Source organism: Leptospira yanagawae serovar Saopaulo str. Sao Paulo = ATCC 700523 (assembly GCF_000332475.2).
Classification (GTDB): domain Bacteria; phylum Spirochaetota; class Leptospiria; order Leptospirales; family Leptospiraceae; genus Leptospira_A; species Leptospira_A yanagawae.
Window position 1 is genome coordinate 893,946 of the sequence record NZ_AOGX02000015.1, and the last position, 20,393, is coordinate 914,338.

The following is a 20,393-nucleotide window of genomic DNA, read 5'->3' on the forward strand; positions in this document are numbered from 1 at the left end:
AATTACCTGGAACGTAAGGTTTTAGGTAGGTAGCGGTCATCTTCATTTTCACCCCAACCAAGCCTCGTAACACCATACAATCCGATGAGTAAAAAAAGGAAAACAGAAACATAAAGGATTGGGTTGTATTCTTCGGAATAAAATACCTTACCCTCCCCTGGTTTCGGAATTTTTTTCGGAGATAAAGGTAGGCCATAACGTTTTGCAAGGGACTCAATTTGGATGAAATTGATCACAGGTGTTTCTCGTTCTAAAAAGGATTTGATGACCGAATTTGGTATCAAAACTTCTTCGGGAAGATCGGTGATCAGTCCATTTTTGAAAACTTGTTTGCCAAGGCTTGTACCAAGGATCGTAGTCCCTCCACCTACATTAATGAAAAGTTTGATGGGTTTACCTTGCGATAATTCATCATAGTACTTCATTCGTTTTTCAATTGAGTCTTCAAAGTGAATTGGATCTAAAAGTTTCACATTGTTTCGCTTCAATGCGCGTATTAACAGGTCTTTGCCTTCTTTTGATGTTCCAGCTGCTTTGTCTTGGATCCCACCGAGAGAGGCGTAACTGGAACGAAAGGAAAAAATTCCAGACGATTCCAATTCTTTTTCCATATCCAACCATAACATCTGTGGATGATTGGCACCAAATTGAGAGGCAGAAGCACTGGAGATAATAATTGGTTTTAATTTTAATGTATCGATTGCGGCAAACAAACAAATGTTTAATGCAGGAAAGGAACCTGAGATGGCTACAGCGACTGTATCACCTTCTTCAACTTTTGCTTTTTTTAAAAATTGTACCATTACGGCCGCAAAATTTGGATTAATCGATGTTTGTTTGGCTGGTAAAGAGCCGCTATTACTTGTGACTGGAGTCAGAAACTCTCCGATGAGTCCTGAATTGGAAGGATCAAATTCTTTATAATCAGGTTTTTTATGTTTTAATAATTCGGGTTTTAAAATTTGAAATCCACGTTCCGCAAGTTTTGCAGCATGTAATTTTTTTTTGAAGTATGATTGTTCTTTTTTTACCTTACATGATTCAATGAGGAGTAAACCCAATACACCAAGGATGGCGAGTAAAAATAATGCAATTCGCGAATGTTTCCAAGGTGACCAATAAATTTTTGTCATCATAAGGTTTCTAACTCATTTCCCAATAAGAAAATCAAAAGGATTTTGACAAAAACGGCCGCAAGGATTAGGACAGATGTTGTTTCTAAAACACCTTGCCTTTCATACCATATCGCGATTAAACCTGGTATGATAAATCCAATACCTCTTACCTCTGCAAGATATGTTAATTCTATATCTGGTAAAATTTGATAATTGAGTAAATATCCAAAAAAATAACCAAGTAACAAGATAAAGACGATTTTTCTTTTCCCGAAAATCATTAGGAAATGTGAAAGTATTTCCACACAGATAAAGGATAAAAAAGCAATAAAAAAAGTAAGTGCTATATTTTTGGGATGATTGAGTGACAAAGCCAAATAACCGGGTACAACAAGCCCTGTCCCTAAGATACCAAAAAGTTCGGAGAATACCAAGCTGATTACCAAACTAAGTCCGATTGACAAAGGAAGAATTTCATTCATAAATTTGTTCCGACCTATTTTTTAGATATAAAGACAAATCCATTCCCAGTCCTACAATATTTCCAATACCAAAAACTAACGCTTGTTTTGGTAAAATTGCGAGAAGTGATTCAAAGATAACATCCAAATTCATATGTTCCCAAACATAAATTGGGACATCCACTTGTGAATACGTTTTTAAGTATTGGAACGCTAAAGAAGTTGATGAACCGATAAGAATGACTGCATCATAACCTTCCCAGTTGGCAAACTCTTTTGTCAGTTGTTTTGTGCGTTCCGGTCGATCATCCCTTGTATGAAACAAAATAAAACGTTTTTGGAATGAAACATATCGTTTGGTAATGGAATTCCAAATGAGTTTTGTGCTATTCGGATCGTTTGCTGCCATTGCATTCACATAAATGAATTCCTTCCCAAAAAAATGAATGGGTAAAACCGTAAGTGCTCCTGGATCAGGTGTGACTTTCCACATAGCTTCTAACGCATTTTTACGATCCACACCTAATAGTTCACAAACTTTCAGAGCCATACATACATTTTCTTTGTGTTCCCAATAGGGAAACTTTAGAATTTCTTCGTCGGTGATTGTGTTAATTTCTTTTTCTTCAATGAAAATTGGATTTGTATTTCTGTCCTTACAGGCATGTAAAATTTCATTGGGGAATTCATTTGGTCCAACAACAAGTGTACCAGAAATAGGAGTCGCAGATAACAATGTTTTGGCGACATCAATGAGCTCAGGTCCCATAACTTCCAAATGGTCCTCACGTATATTTGTGATCACTCCAATATCAGAATGTAAAATTTGCCCTTCGCTTGCCCATTGGTATCTTGGTTCCAAAGCCATACATTCTAAAACAACAATATCTGCTTTTGCGTCTCTCGCTTTCCTTAAGATTTTGATTTGTTCGAGAATGGATGGTTTTCCAAAACGCGAAATCGATGTTTCCGAACCATCGGGAAAAATCATTCGTGCTAAAGTACCTGTTGTTTTTGCAAATACTGAATATCCTTTGGAAGATAATCCAGCTCTGATCAATCTGGTGACACTGGATTTCCCCCTCGTTCCATTGACATGGATTCGATGTTTGAATTTCTTTAACGTTCGTTTGTGTAGAATCACCTCGATGGTATAATAGAAAACCAAAACCAAAAGGATCAGAAAAAATAAAGTGGCGTTTGGTTTCATTTGAAAAATTCCAGATGATACATTTCCTTCAAAGGAATGTCATTTGATTGTAACGTAAATTTGCGAAGATGCACGTAGTTTTCTATGAGCATACGTTACAAATTCTTATTAATATTGAGTGTGAGTCAAATTCTTCTTGTGATTGCACTCACAACCAGTTTTGCCTATCTTTTACAGTCGGTTAAAAACATCCCACAAACCCAACGTGCAGAAGACTTATCGCGGAATTTCCAAAGGGAATTAGAGTTCAAAGAGGAAAAATTAAGATTATTATTAGAAGAAATTACGTTTAACGCAAGAACCAGGGAAATTTTAGACAGGGGTCTTCGTGATCGTCAAGTTTTACAAAAAGAACTACCTTATTTGCAAGAAATTCTAAAACGGTATGGGCTTTCTATTTTTGAATTGGGTGATAACCAAGGAAAGGTGGTGTTTCGAGTCCATAGGCCAAAGGATTTTGGTGATGATAAAAAAAACCAACCTATCATCCAAAATGCCTTAAATGGACAAGCGACAGCTGCATTAGAAGATGGGCATAGTGGCCTTGGGTTTCGATTGGCTGCTCCTCTTTTTGGAAGAGGGACTCTGCTCATTGGCCAAGTTGTTGATGATAATTTTACCAAAACAATTTCCAAAGACAATCGAATCCATTTGGCCATTTTCCAAGAAGGAAAAGTGAAAACCATTGGCTCTGACATGGTTCGAATGGTGATGAATGAAAATCCAAATTTACTCCTAGAAGAACAACGATTCCATTTTCAGGACAAACCTTATTATTTAGTGAAAATTCCATATCTTGGCACCTCGCAATCCATCAAACAATTGGTATTCCATGTGATGATTGATGAAAACGAAGTGGAATCAAAAACTTGGAAAATTTGGTCGTTTTTTGTAGTCGCATCTTTAGTGTTATGTGGTGTTATCTTTTTGATTTCCTTTTTATTTTCTCGAGATATGGTGGAAGCAATCAAACTATTAACTTCGGCCATGGTGGATTTAGACCAATGGAAACCAGAAACTCTTCCTACACATCGCAGTGATGAAATTGGACAAATGGGAAGAGTATTTGTCGAAATGAAAGAAGAGCTCGCCGAACACCAAAACCATTTGGAAGAGATGGTGAACCAACGAACTAGGGAATTAAATGAAACACTCTCTGAAATGCAGAAAATGCAAGAAAAACAAGATGGTGATTATTTTTTAACATCCCTTTTGATCAAACCTCTCAAAGGATCATTTGCGAAATCCGAAACTGTTTCCATTAAAATTTTTGAAAGGCAAATGAAACAATTTAAGTTTCGTAACAAACAATCAGAGATCGGTGGAGACTTATCTGTATCCGATTCGATTTATTTGATGGGGAAAAAATATACAGTTTTTTTAAACGCAGATGCTATGGGGAAATCCATCCAAGGGGCAGGGGGAGCATTGGTTATGGGAACGGTGTTTAAATCCATCATCACCCGTACTCAAAAACTAAGATACATGCAAGACCGTCACCCCGAACGCTGGTTAAAGGAATGTTTCCAAGAAGTTCATAATGTGTTTATCAGTTTTGATGGGCATATGTTGTTATCAGCTATTTTAGGTTTGGTGGATGAGGAAACAGGAACTCTGTATTATATCAATGCTGAACACCCTTGGATTGTATTGTATCGAGATGGAGTTGCGAGTTTTCTAGAAAACGAACACTCATTGCGCAAGATTGGATTTACAGAAATGAGTGGGGATGAAGTGGTCATTCAAATTTATCCATTAAGACCAGGAGATGTTTTAATTTTAGGATCTGATGGCCGTGATGATTTGTTTGTGGGTCATTCGGGTGGAAATCGAAAAATAAATGATGATGAAACGGTTTTCCTTCGCCATGTAACGGAAGGTGGTGGTGATTTGGCAGAGATCTGTCGTGTGCTTATGTTATTTGGTGAATTGACTGACGATTTAAGTTTGATGCGGATTTCATTTTTAGAAGAAGTTGCGTACGCTGCCAAAGAATCTACAAAAAATAATGTTTATTATAAAATGTTGGGTGAAGGAATTCAGTCTTACCGCGATGGAGAATGGAACAACGCCATTTACGCTTTGGAACTTGCTTTGGAATCGGAACCTGATGATCTGTATTGTTTGAGAGAATTGTCAAAACTATACATGAAATCAAAAGACTATGAGAAAGCAATCGTACTTGCGAATCGGTATTTACAATTAAATCCAGGGGATACTGACTTTTTATTTTATATAGCCTATGCTCACAAACAGAAACGTGATTTTGTTTTGGCTACTGATTATGCAGAAAGATTAAGATACAGAGATCCCAAAAATTTTAACAATCTACTTTTGCTTGCTGAGATTTTAATGCACCGTCGTGATATTGAACGTTCTAAAGAGGTATTACTTGCCTTACAAGAAATGGCACCAGAAAATCCGAAACTTTTAAAACTCAAAAACTTTTGGAAAAAAATGGTCACAACTTCAGTCACCTAATTTAGGTAAAATGGATTGGATCTGGTTTATCTTTAAAATTAGGAATGGAAGGATTGGATTGCATCTTCTGTTGATTCAAAGATTTGAATGACGGAAGATATTTTTGAAATACGAAAGATTTGACGAATGGTTTTGGAAACGTTTACAATTCGTAATCCACCACCTAATTCTGTTAGTTTGTCGTTTAAAGACATGATGAGTCCAAATCCAGAAGAGTCGATAAAACTAACACCTTCCAAGTCGAAAATAAATCTGTGTTCGGATTGGGACGCAGATTCTTTGATCCTTTCCTTTAAGATACCGGCATTTAACATGTCTAAGTTGCCGAAAAGTTTCAGGACTACAATTCCGTTCGTTTTAGATTCCGTATATTCCATCGAATCGCTTAGAGAATAGCTAGTTTTCCGAATTGGTCAATAGTTTAATTCACAAACTTATCCCATTTTTCATCAACGGAAATGTTTCGTAAAATCCGCCAAATGAGTTTGGATCCATTTTCCGAATTGGTCATGATGACCACCCCATATCCTTTTTCAGCATTGAATATGGCGAGCGATTTATGTCCCTTTGTGTGCCCCCCATGGAAAAAATACTCCGTTTTCCCAGTGCGGTTCAAAAAGAAACCATGAGCAACAAGTGCATGGACGGTTAAACTGGCTGCACTCATCTTTGGTGAAAGTAAGTATTCCGCTGATTCCTTACTTAAAAATTCAGATCGTCCTTGTTTTGCTTTGGCCACCTCATTGAATACGATCCCCACCTCTTCGGGAGTTGTCCAAAGCCCTCCGGAAGAAAGTTCAGGTGTTACGAATATTTTTTCAGGTAAAAGATTTCCTAACTCATCATAACCATCACAACGATCATTTGCTTCTTTTAAATTCTGCCGAAAGGTACTACGTTTCATTTGTAAAGGTTGGAAAACAATTTCTTCCATAAGAGTGGGGAAAGGTTTTCCCGTACGTTCTGTAAGGATTTCTTGGACGATACTATACCCTCCACCGGAATATCTCGATTTCGTTCCTGGTTTGTAGTATAATTTTAATCCATTTCCTTTGGAAGTATTTGTGTCTTTTAAATCTTTCAGATGTTTTTTTCCAGAGTTGATAGGATCATCCCAATTCCCTTTTTCTGTGAGCCCACTTGTGTGAGACAATAACAAGTCTAAATTTACCAAACTTCTTTTTTTACCCTTAGGTACGGACACTTTGAACTGTTTTAGTTTTCCGATCCAATTGGAATATAAGTCAAGTTGCCCAGTTTCCACTAATCGTAAGGTAGCAGTTGCTGTCATTGTTTTGGATAAAGAACCTGCTCGAAACAAAGTTTGTTGTGATTTGGTTCCATACATTTTTTTCCAACTTAAGGAATAGTTTTTAAAAACAGCGATACCAAGAGATGGAACTTTTTCTTCCTTCATAAGGTCTTCAATGTATATTTCGTTTGGGGAACCAGTTTTCTTTTTTAGATTTAGTTTTTTTGCATTGAAGATGATTTCAGTAAGTGTAGACTTAATGGAAGAAAGATCACCTTTACTCACTCCATAGGGACTCACAATCGATATAAAAATTCTACTTTTTAAATCATGGTAGAGAAAATTAGAAATTCCCTTTTTTTTTCCGTAAGTCCAATAAAAATAATCACCGACATAAACCCCTTCTCCAAAAGAAATTGGATCTTCTGCAATCGCATCTGTTAACACAGTTTTTTTGAGAATGGAATTTTTGGATTCCTTTGAAATGAGTTTTGTTTTTCGAATGGTTTCGACAAAGAGTAATAAGTCTTCTGGTGTACTTAAAATTCCACTGTTTCCAAGAAGAGTTTCATTTCCATCAACAGAAGAGTGTTTCATCCCTAGTGGTTGGAATATTTCTTCGTTTACGACTGCGGAATAGGGTTGAGATGTTACTGCTTCGATGACATAAGCCAAAAACAAATAATCCAATCGGCTATACTTCCAATATTCTCCTGGTGAGAAGTTAGGTTTCAAATTGGATTCAATGAAAGATTTTTTAATATCCTCTCGTTTAAAATTGGATTTTTCGGAATCAAAATTTGGTAAAAATTCTATGATTTTGGGTAATCCAGATGTATGTCGTAACAAATGTTCAATGGTTGTTTTGGAATGAGGAAACCACTTGATATGATTTTTGACAGGATCCGTAAGAGAAATTTTCTTTTTTTCCACAAGTTTATGGATCAGAAATGTAGTGAAAAGTTTGGATGATTCTCCCAAGGGGAAACTATGTTTTTTGTAAAGTTGGGAGCGTTTTTTTTGTTTCCCAGAGTAAATGGTTTCTCTGAATAAAACGGTATCATCTTGAGAAATGAGAACAACACCTTGGAACCCATCTTGTTTGATTTTTTTTCGGATTTTTTCTTTTGTTTCTTCAGAAAAGGAACCGATCTCATCTTCTGAACAGTTTATCAATGCTAAACTGAACAGAAGGCAAATGAAGATCCGAAACATCATATAGGTGGTAACAACTACTATCTTTTGATTAGACTTGGATGGTATCCTTCTGGAGCTTCAAATCCTAATAAATCCATCATCGTTGCGGCTACGTTTGCAAGTCCAATGCCTTCTAAATTTGAATTCAGTTGGATGTTTCCTTTTGGGTCATAGAGTACAAATTGTACGGGGTTCAGAGTATGACTTGTTTTGGGAACCGGTTTTCCATCTTTTGCTGTTTGTGCATTTCCCTTTTTATCCAATTGGTACATTTCGTCGGCATTACCATGATCCGCAGTGATACACAGAACGGTATTTGTTTCGTCGCAAATTTTTTTGATCCGATCCAAACAAAGATCCAAGTATTCCAATCCTTTTACAGTGGCATCCATATTTCCCGTATGCCCCACCATATCTCCGTTAGCATAATTCACACGAAGGAAGGGGTATTTATGTGAAGTAAGAGCTAATACTAAGTTGTCTGTGATTTCTTTGGCTTTCATTTCTGGTTTTTGATCAAAGGGGATGATATCTGATTTTACTTCTTCATAGGTTTCGATCGTTTGATTGAAATAACCAGACCTGTTTCCGTTCCAAAAAAAGGTTACATGCCCAAACTTTTGTGTTTCGGAAAGCGCATATTGGGCAATCCCTTCATTGGCAAAGTATTCACCCATCGTTCTATCGATGGCGGGAGGTGCAACTAAGTATTGTTTGGGGATAAAAAGATCTCCATCATATTGCATCATACCCGCAAATTCAATTTTCGGAAATCGTTTGCGATTGAATGTTGTTAAGTTTTCTTCTGTGAATGCTCTAGAGATTTCAATGGCACGATCCCCTCGGAAGTTAAAAAACACAACAGAGTCATTGTCTAAAACTTTGCCGACTGGATTTCCGCTTTGGTCTCCGATCACAAACCCTGGTAAGTATTGGTCAATGACGGACGGATTTTCAACTCGGAAAGTTTCGATTGCTTCATTTGCGGAATGAAACATTCTACCTTCCCCTTCCACATGGTGGTTCCAACCTCTTTCTACCATGGACCAATCGGCATCATAACGATCCATGGTTAATTCCATACGACCACCACCAGATGCGATTAAGATATCTGTGCCTGCCTTTCTAAGAGTATCTAAGTATGTTTCAAATGGAATTAGATAGTCTAACGCTGATTTTTCGGGAACATCCCTTCCATCAAGTAAGATATGTAATCTGATTTTTTTAATATTTTCTTTGATTGCATTATCGATGAGGGCCTTTAAGTGATCGATATGACTATGTACGTTTCCATCAGAAAAAAGACCAAGTAAGTGAAAGGTGGATTGATTGGATAAACAATTGGAAATCAACTTTTTCCAAATAGGTCCTTGGAATAAAGATCCATTTTCGATGGATTGTGATACTAGTTTTGCTCCTTGGTCAAAGATTCGACCAGAACCCAAAACATTGTGACCCACTTCAGAGTTTCCCATATCTTCGTCACTTGGCATTCCTACTGCAGTTCCATGTGCTTTTAATAAAACTGTGGGATGGTTTTTCCATAAACCTTTGAGAACAGGCATATTGGCTTTTGCAACTGCATTGCCGTTTTCAAATCCTTTTTCTGTGTAACCAACACCATCTAATACGAGAAGTAAAACTTGTTTGGCAAGTGGTCCTTGCGGATGTTTTTTAAGAGTTAACATAAATTAGATTCCCCTGTCTTTTTCCATTTTGAAAATTAGGGAAGATTTTGCAACTGGAAGATATCAAAAGGTGTTAGTTCTACAGAACTAGGAATTGGATTTAACAAAACGTTTCCAATACTTGTATCAAAGACATAAATTCCTGGTCTCGAAAAATCAGTGGAACCAACTAATAATTTTCCTTCGTTTGTAAGTAATAGTCCCGATAAACTGATCCCTATATTTCCTGGAATTTGTAATAAGGTACCTAATTTTTCTCCCGTGCGAGGGCGGAAAACTTGGATGGTTTTGTTAAATCCTGCATCGAGAACTGATGCATATCCAAATTCCTCATTTTTAATCTGAAAGGATAAGATGTCTCCACCTGCTACTTGTTCTGCATACAATCTTTCAGGATGAAACTGCCTTGTGCTCAAACGGAATGCAATGATTCCAGCATCGATTTGGGATATGAATCCAACTCGCCCTACACAAGAAAAGACCAGATGTGGTTCTCCAAATAAAAATACTTTTTGGATTTTGGAACTTGGGTTGCGATAAGGTAAAGTATATACCGCTCGGATTTGGTTTAAATCCATATCCACTTCAACCAAAAGTGAATCAGAGTTAGGTGGTAAATATCCGGAAACATCATTTCGATCAAGCCTTTGTAATAAAACAAACAAACTCGATCCATCTTGTACCATGTAGGATGCTTCTACAGAAGAGTCGGGAATTCCTGAAGTGGAAAAGGTTTCTTTTAGGGATGAAAAAGACACAGCTCCAATTTTAACACCAGAACTCCGACTGTGAATGACAAGTTCGTCTGCGTTGTACAAACTGATAAAGTATTTATCATTCCAAACCGCAATGTCTTGTGGATTTTTCCCTTGTCCGACACTAAACTCTTGTTCGGTGAAAAAGCCCAGTTGTGGATTTAAAACTTGGATGGAATCCCGATTGAGACGATTGACAATAAAAACTCGGTCATTGGAATAACGACCAACAGCATCAGAATGGATTGGTATGGATGTCGGAAATGTTGTGAATGAATTGGGTTCAAAGGTTTTAAACCTTCCTCCGCTGGCAAAGTCTGAAGTGACTACCCCAACAGAAGTAGGAGAAGCTGATAAAAATAAAAATTGGAATAAACTAGGTTTTTCAATTTCCAATTGGTTACATTGGAAAACAAATAGTATTAAAAATAAAATCTTCCGATGAGCAGTTTTATATTTGGTCTTTCCATTTTCTAATACGAGATAAAGGAGTCTGATTGATAATTTTTTTTTCATTAGAATCGATAACTCCCTGTCATATAATAACTTCGACCTGGCAAAGGATAACCCACCAAATCTTCCACTCGTTTGTCTGTTAGATTACGCAGTTCAAAACCTATAATCAATTCATTTCCTGTTTCTTTATTTTTGTAAGCAGAGTATTGGAGATAGAGATTCCAAAATTGGCGAGCAGGCAAATAACCTAAATATTCATTGGTTCGATCACGGAAATTGGCTCCAATGTATTGGTATTCAATGCCAATTTCAGAAGATTCATTAAAATAGGCAAGTAAGGCACTGCCTTGGCTTTTGGAACGTAAAGGAAGGAATTTTCCATTTAACGCTGGTGATTCGGAGTAATTTCTTGCATCTTGGTAGGTATAATTGAAGTTAAATTTTATTCCTTTATTCCAAATAATGTTTTGGTTTGTTTCCACACCTCGAATGAATGCTTGGCCAACATTTTCGGGCCTTAAAGTGAACTGCGAATTTGGTAAAAACAATATCATATCATAAATACGTTTTTGAAAATAAGAGATGTCGGATTGGATTTTCCAATTTGAATTTGGTTTTGCATTTAAATAAAAACCAATGTCTCCATTCCTACTTTGTTCCGGCCTTAATTTTGTATTCCCAACAATACTTCCTCGTTCTCCAAATAACTCTAAAAAACTTGGTATTCGAAAATCCTTACTGAGATTGGCCAATGATCCAAATTCTAAATTTTCATTTTTAATCCATACAATCTTTAATCCCAAACTTGGATTGGTGAAATTTTGCCTTACATAAAAAACATCTGTTAGTGGATCAAGTAATTGGTTTCGAATACTTGTTTCATCTTTTCCGAAGCGATCTGTATATCGTTCAAATCGTACTTGAGGGACAAAAAACAAACGATTCGAAAGTAAACGTATCTCATCTTGGAATGTAAAACTTTGAGAGTCCCTTCTTTTTTTTGGTTCCTTTCTCTCGGTTTCATGATTGGCTCGTTTTTCGTAGCGCGTAAAAAATTCTTGTTCTGTTTGGAAGGAAACACGAAGGACTTGGTAATACTCTAATAAGTACAATGTGGGAGATAATTGAAATCCATATTGATTTGTTTTTGTATAGGCATTCGGTGTTCCAAAACTAAATTCAGATTTAGGATCAAACAAATCATCTTTTGCAAAATTCCCATAGGTTTTGGTTTCTAAGGTTAAGTTGGTGAATAAAAACTCATTGGTTTCTGTAGTGATGGCTGATGATAATTTACTAAATACTCTTCCTACAGATGTGGTTTGCCTGTTGCCAGGACCAGGTAATCCTTGTTTTCTGTGGATATAATCATTTAAAAAATTGATTTTGGTTTTGTCTAAAACAAAGGAAAGATTCCCAGTTAATCCAGTTTTTCGAAATTGGGCATTCCTTCTTTCATCAAGGGTATCATCGTATGTATTAAATAAAACAGTTCCTTTGTTATTGAGGTATGTAAAATTTTGATCGGATGTTTCTTGGAGAGCTTGGAGGAAATAAGAACCATTCGTAAATTGGTCCATGTGGGTAACAGTGGCTTTTGCCGTTTTAAAACTACCTCCCATTAAATTCACTCGAGTGATTGGTTTATCAATTTTTGATTTAGAGACAAGATTGATACTCCCACCAATTGCTGATCCGGAAAATCCTGCTGGTGTCCCTGATTTATAAATTTCAATTTTTTCTAAATTATCAAAAGGTAAATCAGCTAAGTTGATCTCACCACCTAACGAATTATTTATGGGAACTCCATTCCAATAAATTTTAGATTGATTGGGATTTGTTCCTCGTAACGAAAGTGTAGAATAGGAACCAAGTCCTCCGAATTGGCGGACCCTTACACCAGCTTCTCGGCTGAGTACATCGGGAAGGCTCATGTAACGAGTGTTTGATTGTTCTAAGTTGATTTCTTTTTGAAATCCGGTTGGATTTTTGCTGAAATTTGTATTTTTAGAATTGGAATCGACATTCGCTTTGATTTCAACGGCCTCAGGTTCTTTTTTTGGAGGCTCTTGTGAGAAAAGGAGATTTGGTCCGAGGAACAAACAAATGAGGAAAATGAATTTGAATTGGGAAAGCATGAAGTCGTTTTTTTCTCGGTACCTTGTCAAACTGAAATAGGAAAATTGAGTGTCAATTCCCTAAAGGAAAAAAGCATTGGTATCATGAGACATTACGACGTATTTGGCGTAGGGAACGCCCTGGTAGATATCATTGCCTTCATTGATCCCAAATTTTTAGAAAAACAAAATATAACCAAAGGTGTGATGACCTTAGTTGACGAATCGAGACAAGGTCAAATTCTTGCCGACCTTCATGATGAGAAAAAGGAACTTAGGTCTGGTGGAAGTGCCGCCAACACGATGATAGCCATTGCCAATTCTGGTGGAACCTGTTGTTATACGGGAAAAGTCACTCATGATACGTATGGTGAGTTTTATAAAAAAGATATGGAAGATGCTGGGGTTTTGTTTGAAACCACACCTGATAAAGCAGGCCATACTGGTACTTGTGTTGTGCTCACCACACCCGATGCAGAACGCACAATGCTTACGAATCTTGCGATCTCCACATCTCTCGGTCCAAATGATATCGATAAAGAAAACTTAAAAAAAAGTAAGTTTGTTTATGTAGAAGGATATTTATGGGATGGAGATTCCACTAAAAAAGCAAGTGAACTTACGATGAAACTTGCAAAAGAAAACAATATCAAAGTTTCCTTTACTTATAGTGATCCATTTTGTGTGAATCGTTCCAGAGATGAATTCATTCATCTAACAAAGGAATACGTAGATGTTGTTTTTTGTAATACGGAAGAGGGCCTTGCCATCAGTGGAGGGAAAAAACCAGAAGAAGCAATACAATTTGTATCCAAACTTTGTCCCATGGTATTTATGACGGCTGGAAAAGACGGAGCTTATGTTGCCGAAAATGGTAAAATCACATTAGTTCCTGGATTTCCCGTAAAACCGATTGATACAACGGGAGCCGGAGATGCATTTGCGGCTGGTGTTTTATATGGACTCACCCAAGGGTATTCCGCACAAAAATCGGCACGATGGGGGAATTATGTTGCCTCGCGTATCGTTTGTGAGGTGGGGCCAAGGTTATCCGTAAAACTAATGGGCCGCCAAGAAGAAATTTTAGCTGGGTTCCAAGATAAATAAAACACAAGATTTTTATTTTTTGTAAAAATCTTCCCATAGGGTTTGGATTTTTTCAGAAATTTCAAGAGGGGCAAACGGTTTTTCAATTACACCGATGCCCCCTCTTTTTTGGTATTCTAAGATTTCATTCTTTAACACACGTGATGTGATAAACGCCACAGGAATTTCTTTGGTTTCTGGGAAAATTTTTAACTCTTCAATGAGTTCCATCCCATTCATACCTGGCATCAGAACATCCAAAAGGATCAAATCGGGTTGCAGGATGATCGCTTTTTGTAAACCTTCTGGACCAGTTTTGGCAAAACTCACTTCATAACTGGAATTAAATGCAAGAGCAATCCTAAGGATTTCAACGATGTCTTCTTCATCTTCAACAATTAACACATGTTTTAATGTAGGTATCGTCATTGGTTCATCCCAATGGGAATTTGCCCAGGTTTGTTTAAGGGTAATTCAATCGTAAAAACTGTACCTGAATCGTCAGAAAAAAAATAAATTTTGCCATTCATGGCTTCGACAAATCCTTTCGTTATGGAAAGCCCAAGCCCTGATCCCCCTACAAGTTTGTCTTTGGGAGGTGCACCTTGTGCAAACCTATGGAACAATCTCGGTGCAAAATTAGGATCAATTCCTGGACCATTGTCTCTAATGAGAATTTTTGTTTTGGTTTCATCGGTTTGAACGGAGATAGTTACTTCTGAGAATTTTGGAGTGTACTTCACAGCATTGGAAATTAAATTCGTGATACAGTGGTTCAAACGATCTTCATCCACATAAACACTTGTTTGTGGGAAATTGGAATCAAAATTTAATAACACATGGTATTGTTCTGCAAAGGTACGCATCCCATCCACGGAAGTTTGTAAAATTTCTCCTAATTGGTAGGTTCTAAATTTAAAATTAATATTCCCAGAATCTAATGCTTCAATATCAAGTAGGTCAGTCACAAACCGAACTAACCTTTGCGTATTCTTTCGACAAATATTGAGTAATGACTTTGTTTGGTTGGAAACTTCACCGGCAACTCCAGCAAGCAATAAATCAATTGATCCTTTAATCGATGTGAGTGGTGTTCGGAGCTCATGGCTTACTAAACTGATGAATTCATTTTTTAAAGCTTCTGCTTTTTTTCGTTCCGTAATATTCCGAATGATAGCAAGAGCATCCACATCACCAGTTTTTGTAAATCGTGCTTCGAAATACTTTTCCCCATCTGAATCATGGATGGAATATTCGACAGTTTTACTCACTCCCAAATCAATCACTTGTTTGAGAATTGTATGAATTTCTTCTAATTTATTTTCAGGGAAAATATCCTTTATATCTGAATAACGAAGATTAGTGTCTTTGTTTTTGCAGTCCCAACCTGTGAAATGTGGGAACTCTTTATGGTTGATGGTTTGTCCATTTCGATGGATGCCATACAAAGAATCTGGAAGAGCATTCAAAATGGTTTTGTTTTTGGTTATGATTTGGCTAAATTCATCTTTCGCGTTTTTTTCGTTTGTGACTTCCGTTGCGATGATGATGGTAAAGTTTTCTTGTGGGAAAACTTGCATATCATACCAACCTAAAGTTTCGAAGTAGGTTTCTTCTGAGCGAAAGGTTTTTTTTTCTTGGATGGCCTCAGATAATTGAGTTCCAAATTCGATGGATTTTAATACGGGAAATAAATTCCAAATGTTTTGCCCTAACATTTCTTCTGCGGATTTCCCTGCCATTTCCACAGCTTTTGCATTGACATAGGTGTAATTTCCGTCCTTGTCTAATACATATACCGCATTCGTACGCGTTTCTAGGATTTTGTCAAAGTATTGGGGGACAAAATTGTGCCAATTTTGGCCGAGAAGTTGCTTTGCATCAAAAAAGCTCTCTTCATCCTTGAAAAAGCTTTTGATTTTTTCCAGAAATTCATTCATAGGTGCAGGTATACGAAAACTAAACCAAAGTTATGATACAAGTCAGCAATTTATCCAAATTTTACGGCGAAAAACGAGCCATCTCAGGGCTCAATTTTAAATTAGAGAAAGGTGAAATCGTAGGCCTACTTGGTCTAAATGGTGCAGGAAAAACCACGACCATTCGGATCCTCACCGGGTATTTGATCCCAAGTGCAGGGGATGCTTCCATCGATGGGAAGTCCATCTTTGATTTTCCTTTAGAAGCAAAACAAAAGATCGGATACTTACCAGAAACACCACCCCTCTATGAGGATATGACAATATCCGAATACCTTCAGTTTGTGGGTCGTATCAAAAAAATTGAGGACTCAAAACTAAATTCGGAAATGGATAAGGTCATTGAAAAAACAAATCTCATCCATGTAAAAGACAAACTCATTGGAACCTTATCCCTTGGGTATCGTAAACGTGTAGGGATCGCACAAGCTATCCTCGGAGATCCTGAAATTGTGATCATGGATGAACCCATCTCTGGTCTTGATCCAAAACAAATTGTAGAAATCAGAAGCCTAATCCGAAGTTTGGCGGGAAATCATACCGTTCTCATCTCAAGTCATATCCTCACAGAGATTTATAAAACTTGTGATAAATTCTTATTCATACACAAAGGAAGTTTGAAACAAGAACTTACGTTGGCTAGATTAGAAGAGGAGATGAACCGCCTTGCAGGTTGGGAAGTAGGTCTTTCTGGTAAAGCGAAAGAGGACTTAAGTCAATTTATGAAAACGGTTCTTTCTGGAAATGACACCGTTTCTGAATTGGGAACAAATAAAGAAGAAGAAATGTTTTTAATAAGAACTACGAATCCAAAACAATTCAAAGAATCCTTATTTTCAAAGGCTTTGTCATCTGGGATTCAAATTGAATCATTAAAAAAACAAGAAGTGTCACTCGAACAGATTTTTATGGAGAAAATATGAACTGGCAAACGGCTGTTTGGATCTATAAAAAAGAAATACGTTTATTTTTTGGAACTTATATGGGACCACTTGTCCTAGGTGGAACTGCATTTTTAAATGCATTGTTTGTGATGATCCTCAATTTTAATGGCACTGCAAATTATGAAATTGCAACCTACATCACATTTATTTCTTTTATGACAACCATACTCATTGCAATGGTGATCATTTCCATGGGTTCCATTGTAGAAGAAAAAAATAAAGGAACATTAGAACTTTTGTTCACTTCTCCCATTACCGATTTGGAAATTGTGTTCGGTAAATTTATGTTTGGTGTGACAGTGTGTGGTATTATCACAGTTTTCATCAATGGACTTTTTCCACTTCTACTATATACATTTTGGAAAGCTCCATTTTATATGGTGGCTTCTGGGAGTATTGGAGTCTTTTTGTTAGGGATTTTTACCTTCACCATAGGCATGTTTGGTTCCAGTCTTGGGAAAAACCAAATGATCTCACTCCTCATTTCTGTGCTAATCATTTTGACACTTTGGGTGGTTGGTTATTTTTCTCATCTCTTTCAGGCTACTACGAGAAAGGTTTTGTTCCACTTACATATTTTTTCGCACTTTGCTGCATTTGCCAAAGGAGTGTTACCTTTAACAGGAATTGTTTTTTTCTTAAGTGGAACGTTTCTATTTTTGTACTTAACCGTAAAGGTCTTGGAATCCAGGAGATGGAGAGGTTAGATCATGTTATTATCTGCTGATAGAGTATTACCATTTGTTAGTTTAATTTCCCTTTTCGCCTATTTCTTGTTTGATGGAATGGTTGTGGACCCAAAAAGAAAAATTTTATTTTTGGGTGTTGTGTTTTTGTTTTTGGCTTCGGATACCATTGTCCGTGCCTTTTCTAAAGGGATCCGAAAAGAAGACCAGAACCGTTACATTGCTGCTATTTTTGGGATCACTGCATTTTTACTTTCAGTCCTTCGTGACTTTTTGGATTTAAAACCAGTTGCAGGTTTTAATGAGGAAGTGAGTGCCATTCCTAAAATCAGAGAATTTCTCCTTTTATGTGTGGTTCTCTTTTCTTTGGTATTTTTATTACAAATCATTTTACTTGAGATTGGTAAGTCTTCCTTGGAAGCACAAAGTAATTTGGCAAAGTCAAAAAGTTCTTTGTTACAAAATGCAGTACTTGGGTTTTTATTTGTATTACCAATCCTTGTGGCGGTGAATTATTTTGCGATCAAACGAAACTATAACTTTGATTTGAGTAGCCAGGGGAAATTTTCTTTATCACAAATTTCAAGAAATTTAATCAAACCAATTTCTCAAGATGTTACCATTACTGCTTTTTACCCAAGGCCTCTCGAAGCAGATGGGCCTGCCAATGGAGACAAACTAGCAGCTTTCGCCTTAACACGCGTAAGACCTGATATTGAAATTTTACTCGACCAAATCAAATCAGAAAATTCACACATTACGGTTCAGTTCATCAATGCGGATGTAGAGGTAGATTTGTTAAAAGAGTTTGGACAAGTTTCGAATGGGACTATTTTTGTTCGTTCCAAAAAACAGTCCCTTTTGACTTCCACTACGCCATTTGCAGAAGAAAGAGTGATCGCCAAAGAACCGAAGGATTTGGAGGACTTGGAACGTAAGTTAGTTGCAGCTTTACTCAATGTAACCACTGATCAGAAAAAAGTATATTTCACTGTTGCCAATGGGGAACGATATGGAATGGCATTCCGGGCACTTCCCAATGAGCAGGTAAATCGCTTTGTTTCTTCGTTGCAGTTTTTAAATTTTAAAGTAGCTGAACTTGGATTTGCGCAAGGTTGGCCTTCTAAACTTCCAGAAGATGCTGATATGCTTGTGATTCTTGGACCAACAGTTCCCTTTTCCAAAGAAGCAAGAGAAGAATTAAACAAATATGTTTTAGAAAAAAATGGGAAAATTCTCATTACGATGGAACCAAAAGGCAGCGAGGACTTTAGTTGGTTATTACAATCAGCTGGTTTAAAATTTAATGCTTCTCCATTGATTGAAAGAGATGAAAAACCTGGGTTCATCGTAGCAAAACGATTTCCTGATAACCGACTGACTGACCTCTTACAAAAAAAGGACATGGGAATATTATTTCCTTACAGCGGTTATTTGGAGACTGAACCAAATGCTCCTACGCCTTACGTTTGGAAATCGGAATCCTTACTCGAATCAGGTTTTGATGCCTACCAAGACCTAAACAAAAATGGAAAGTTGGATGCAAACGAAAAAAAGGAAAGTAAAATCCTTTCCACTGTATTGTCACCAATGTCTCTTACTGGAGAAAAATCTGGAAAAATCATTTTACACACAGGCACCAGTTGGATTACCGATCAGTTCATTCCGTACGTAATGAACGCTCAATTTTCAACTGTATCCATCACTGGACTTTTCCAAGATAGTATCGTGGCTGAAATTCCATTAAAAAAAGACGAAGTGGATACAATTACATTGTCCGACAACCAAAAGTTAGTTGCATGGGCAATTGGTGTCTTTTTGTTCCCTGGATTTATTTTAGCTGTTGGTTCTTACTTTGTGTATACCAGACGAAAACATTCACTAATAGAAGTATGAAACAGAAGTTAACTTTAGTCCTCATTGCATTTTTCGGATTGTTTTTGCTATTTTATCTAATGGAAGACCATCCAGAAAATATATCGGAAACTAATTATTGGAAAGAAGATTGGAAATCGATTCGTTACAACCCACCTAAACCAGAGTGGTGTGGGAATTTGGTCCCAAGTTTTGCAGATTCAACCATGGTGTTTCGAAAACTTTCCAGAAGTTGGAATGCTCCAGCTTTGTTCACTGTCACAACGGAAAAAAATGGAAACGTTTTGGTGTATGAAGGAAACTATAATGTCAAAAATAGTTTTTCTGAGATCAGTGTACTCAAAACAAAACTCATTGAATCCTCAACTGACGAGATCAAAAAAACATATTGTTTAAGTGAATTTTCTCCCTCCCTAACTGTCTCAGAAGATAACGGGAAAGAAATTCAATTTGATGGCAAAAAACAATTGTTATTTGGAAAAAAAATTGGTGCGGATGAAGGTCGAGTTGCGGTCGCAATTCAAAATGAGATCATCGCTCCCTACCAATACATCATTGAAAAATTTAGAACACCCGTTACCAATTTTCGAGAGAAGGCATACATTTCTGTAACGGATGGATACATTGAGGAACTCAAATTTTCTGGACAAGGAAACCTCGTGCAGGTGGAAAACCGAGCAAAAAAAAACCAATACAATGTGTATGTAAATCATTGGAGTCGGACCACTGGGGAACGCATTGTTTTACCTCCAGATGTTGGAAACCAATGGGAGAACGTGGCCAAAGGTCTGAAGGTTGAATTTTATCCGGACGAAGTGGGTGCACCCCAGTTTCCATCGCTTCCTGAAAACGTGAGTCCCGAAGCAACCCTTGCTGTAAACCTTTCAAATGGTACAAAAATCATATTGTCTTTTTTTCCCATTTGGGAATCGGCTGAGGGAAAATGGCGCCCTGTTGTACGCCAGTTCCCTTCCTATTTTGATGAATCAATCACTTGGATGAAAGAGGATTCCTTCCAAAATTTAGTGAATGCGGTCATGAAAGTGAAAAGTGCTTCCCGATACGAGCGCCCCAACCAGAAAATCCAATAA

Annotated in this window: 16 protein-coding genes; 6 read left to right on the plus strand and 10 right to left on the minus strand. The window is 37.1% G+C overall.

The window, feature by feature from the left end; translation table 11 throughout:
* Positions 1–2: 2 nt before the first annotated feature.
* From pgsW to pgsB, 3 genes are read right to left on the minus strand one after another with little or no spacing between them, the layout of a single operon-like run.
* Positions 3–1,133: a poly-gamma-glutamate system protein gene (gene pgsW / locus LEP1GSC202_RS07950; RefSeq protein WP_015677627.1), complete on the minus strand. Its 1,131-nt coding sequence runs from the start codon at positions 1,131–1,133 to the stop codon at positions 3–5.
* Positions 1,133–1,597 (minus strand): poly-gamma-glutamate biosynthesis protein PgsC, encoded by a 465-nt coding sequence (gene pgsC, locus LEP1GSC202_RS07955; protein ID WP_015676890.1) that lies wholly within the window; start codon positions 1,595–1,597, stop codon positions 1,133–1,135. Before pgsC ends, pgsW begins: the two co-directional genes overlap by 1 nt.
* The gene (pgsB, locus tag LEP1GSC202_RS07960) at positions 1,590–2,786 is read right to left on the minus strand and encodes a poly-gamma-glutamate synthase PgsB (protein WP_015677487.1); all 1,197 of its coding nucleotides are present in this window, start codon (positions 2,784–2,786) and stop codon (positions 1,590–1,592) included. The genes pgsC and pgsB overlap by 8 nt, the downstream gene beginning before the upstream one ends.
* Before the next feature lie 84 nt (positions 2,787–2,870).
* On the opposite strand from pgsB, the gene LEP1GSC202_RS07965 reads away from it, so the two are divergent.
* Positions 2,871–5,267, plus strand: a complete 2,397-nt coding sequence (locus tag LEP1GSC202_RS07965; RefSeq protein WP_039928374.1) for a SpoIIE family protein phosphatase — start codon at positions 2,871–2,873, stop codon at positions 5,265–5,267.
* A 38-nt stretch (positions 5,268–5,305) separates the two neighbouring features.
* Here the strand turns inward: LEP1GSC202_RS07965 and LEP1GSC202_RS07970 are convergent, their stop codons facing one another.
* Genes LEP1GSC202_RS07970 through LEP1GSC202_RS07990 form a run of 5 tightly spaced genes read right to left on the minus strand, consistent with a single transcriptional unit; the run spans position 5,306 to position 12,753 of the window.
* Complete coding sequence (locus LEP1GSC202_RS07970; protein WP_039928376.1) at positions 5,306–5,644, minus strand: STAS domain-containing protein; 339 nt, start codon at positions 5,642–5,644, stop codon at positions 5,306–5,308.
* A gap of 44 nt (positions 5,645–5,688) precedes the next feature.
* Positions 5,689–7,737 (minus strand): serine hydrolase domain-containing protein, encoded by a 2,049-nt coding sequence (locus LEP1GSC202_RS07975; protein WP_015676695.1) that lies wholly within the window; start codon positions 7,735–7,737, stop codon positions 5,689–5,691.
* Between the two features lie 17 nt (positions 7,738–7,754).
* Positions 7,755–9,404, minus strand: coding sequence for a 2,3-bisphosphoglycerate-independent phosphoglycerate mutase (gene gpmI, locus LEP1GSC202_RS07980; protein ID WP_015676453.1), 1,650 nt, complete (start codon positions 9,402–9,404; stop codon positions 7,755–7,757).
* 35 nt (positions 9,405–9,439) lie between these two features.
* Entirely contained in the window at positions 9,440–10,675 is a 1,236-nt protein-coding gene (locus tag LEP1GSC202_RS07985; RefSeq protein WP_015677210.1) for a hypothetical protein, read from the minus strand.
* Complete coding sequence (locus tag LEP1GSC202_RS07990; RefSeq protein WP_015676846.1) at positions 10,675–12,753, minus strand: TonB-dependent receptor; 2,079 nt, start codon at positions 12,751–12,753, stop codon at positions 10,675–10,677. Before LEP1GSC202_RS07990 ends, LEP1GSC202_RS07985 begins: the two co-directional genes overlap by 1 nt.
* 84 nt (positions 12,754–12,837) lie before the next feature.
* On the opposite strand from LEP1GSC202_RS07990, the gene LEP1GSC202_RS07995 reads away from it, so the two are divergent.
* Positions 12,838–13,839, plus strand: coding sequence for an adenosine kinase (locus LEP1GSC202_RS07995; protein ID WP_015677599.1), 1,002 nt, complete (start codon positions 12,838–12,840; stop codon positions 13,837–13,839).
* A 12-nt stretch (positions 13,840–13,851) separates the two neighbouring features.
* Here the strand turns inward: LEP1GSC202_RS07995 and LEP1GSC202_RS08000 are convergent, their stop codons facing one another.
* Complete coding sequence (locus LEP1GSC202_RS08000) at positions 13,852–14,247, minus strand: response regulator (RefSeq protein ID WP_015676680.1); 396 nt, start codon at positions 14,245–14,247, stop codon at positions 13,852–13,854.
* Complete coding sequence (locus tag LEP1GSC202_RS08005) at positions 14,244–15,758, minus strand: PAS domain-containing sensor histidine kinase (protein ID WP_015677479.1); 1,515 nt, start codon at positions 15,756–15,758, stop codon at positions 14,244–14,246. Before LEP1GSC202_RS08005 ends, LEP1GSC202_RS08000 begins: the two co-directional genes overlap by 4 nt.
* A gap of 32 nt (positions 15,759–15,790) precedes the next feature.
* On the opposite strand from LEP1GSC202_RS08005, the gene LEP1GSC202_RS08010 reads away from it, so the two are divergent.
* The 4 genes from LEP1GSC202_RS08010 to LEP1GSC202_RS08025 are packed head-to-tail and all read left to right on the plus strand — an operon-like array spanning position 15,791 to position 20,393.
* Positions 15,791–16,720 carry an ABC transporter ATP-binding protein gene (locus LEP1GSC202_RS08010; RefSeq protein WP_015676709.1) on the plus strand — a complete coding sequence of 310 codons (930 nt, stop codon included), beginning with the start codon at positions 15,791–15,793 and terminating at the stop codon, positions 16,718–16,720.
* Positions 16,717–17,448, plus strand: coding sequence for an ABC transporter permease (locus LEP1GSC202_RS08015; RefSeq protein ID WP_015677212.1), 732 nt, complete (start codon positions 16,717–16,719; stop codon positions 17,446–17,448). The genes LEP1GSC202_RS08010 and LEP1GSC202_RS08015 overlap by 4 nt, the downstream gene beginning before the upstream one ends.
* A gap of 3 nt (positions 17,449–17,451) precedes the next feature.
* Positions 17,452–19,323: a motility-associated ABC transporter substrate-binding family protein gene (locus LEP1GSC202_RS08020; protein WP_015676811.1), complete on the plus strand. Its 1,872-nt coding sequence runs from the start codon at positions 17,452–17,454 to the stop codon at positions 19,321–19,323.
* Complete coding sequence (locus LEP1GSC202_RS08025; RefSeq protein WP_015677592.1) at positions 19,320–20,393, plus strand: hypothetical protein; 1,074 nt, start codon at positions 19,320–19,322, stop codon at positions 20,391–20,393. Before LEP1GSC202_RS08020 ends, LEP1GSC202_RS08025 begins: the two co-directional genes overlap by 4 nt.

Excerpts from the sequence above, each read along its gene's own strand:
- LEP1GSC202_RS07965 (WP_039928374.1), top strand. The coding sequence starts at position 2,871 with ATGAGCATACGTTACAAATTCTTATTAATATTGAGTGTGAGTCAAATT.
- LEP1GSC202_RS07990 (WP_015676846.1), bottom strand. The coding sequence starts at position 12,753 with ATGCTTTCCCAATTCAAATTCATTTTCCTCATTTGTTTGTTCCTCGGA.
- LEP1GSC202_RS08010 (WP_015676709.1), top strand. The coding sequence starts at position 15,791 with ATGATACAAGTCAGCAATTTATCCAAATTTTACGGCGAAAAACGAGCC.
- LEP1GSC202_RS08015 (WP_015677212.1), top strand. The coding sequence starts at position 16,717 with ATGAACTGGCAAACGGCTGTTTGGATCTATAAAAAAGAAATACGTTTA.
- LEP1GSC202_RS07975 (WP_015676695.1), bottom strand. The coding sequence starts at position 7,737 with ATGATGTTTCGGATCTTCATTTGCCTTCTGTTCAGTTTAGCATTGATA.
- LEP1GSC202_RS08020 (WP_015676811.1), top strand. The coding sequence starts at position 17,452 with ATGTTATTATCTGCTGATAGAGTATTACCATTTGTTAGTTTAATTTCC.
- pgsB (WP_015677487.1), bottom strand. The coding sequence starts at position 2,786 with ATGAAACCAAACGCCACTTTATTTTTTCTGATCCTTTTGGTTTTGGTT.
- LEP1GSC202_RS08005 (WP_015677479.1), bottom strand. The coding sequence starts at position 15,758 with ATGAATGAATTTCTGGAAAAAATCAAAAGCTTTTTCAAGGATGAAGAG.
- LEP1GSC202_RS07970 (WP_039928376.1), bottom strand. The coding sequence starts at position 5,644 with ATGGAATATACGGAATCTAAAACGAACGGAATTGTAGTCCTGAAACTT.
- LEP1GSC202_RS07995 (WP_015677599.1), top strand. The coding sequence starts at position 12,838 with ATGAGACATTACGACGTATTTGGCGTAGGGAACGCCCTGGTAGATATC.
- gpmI (WP_015676453.1), bottom strand. The coding sequence starts at position 9,404 with ATGTTAACTCTTAAAAAACATCCGCAAGGACCACTTGCCAAACAAGTT.
- LEP1GSC202_RS07985 (WP_015677210.1), bottom strand. The coding sequence starts at position 10,675 with ATGAAAAAAAAATTATCAATCAGACTCCTTTATCTCGTATTAGAAAAT.
- LEP1GSC202_RS08025 (WP_015677592.1), top strand. The coding sequence starts at position 19,320 with ATGAAACAGAAGTTAACTTTAGTCCTCATTGCATTTTTCGGATTGTTT.
- pgsC (WP_015676890.1), bottom strand. The coding sequence starts at position 1,597 with ATGAATGAAATTCTTCCTTTGTCAATCGGACTTAGTTTGGTAATCAGC.
- pgsW (WP_015677627.1), bottom strand. The coding sequence starts at position 1,133 with ATGACAAAAATTTATTGGTCACCTTGGAAACATTCGCGAATTGCATTA.
- LEP1GSC202_RS08000 (WP_015676680.1), bottom strand. The coding sequence starts at position 14,247 with ATGACGATACCTACATTAAAACATGTGTTAATTGTTGAAGATGAAGAA.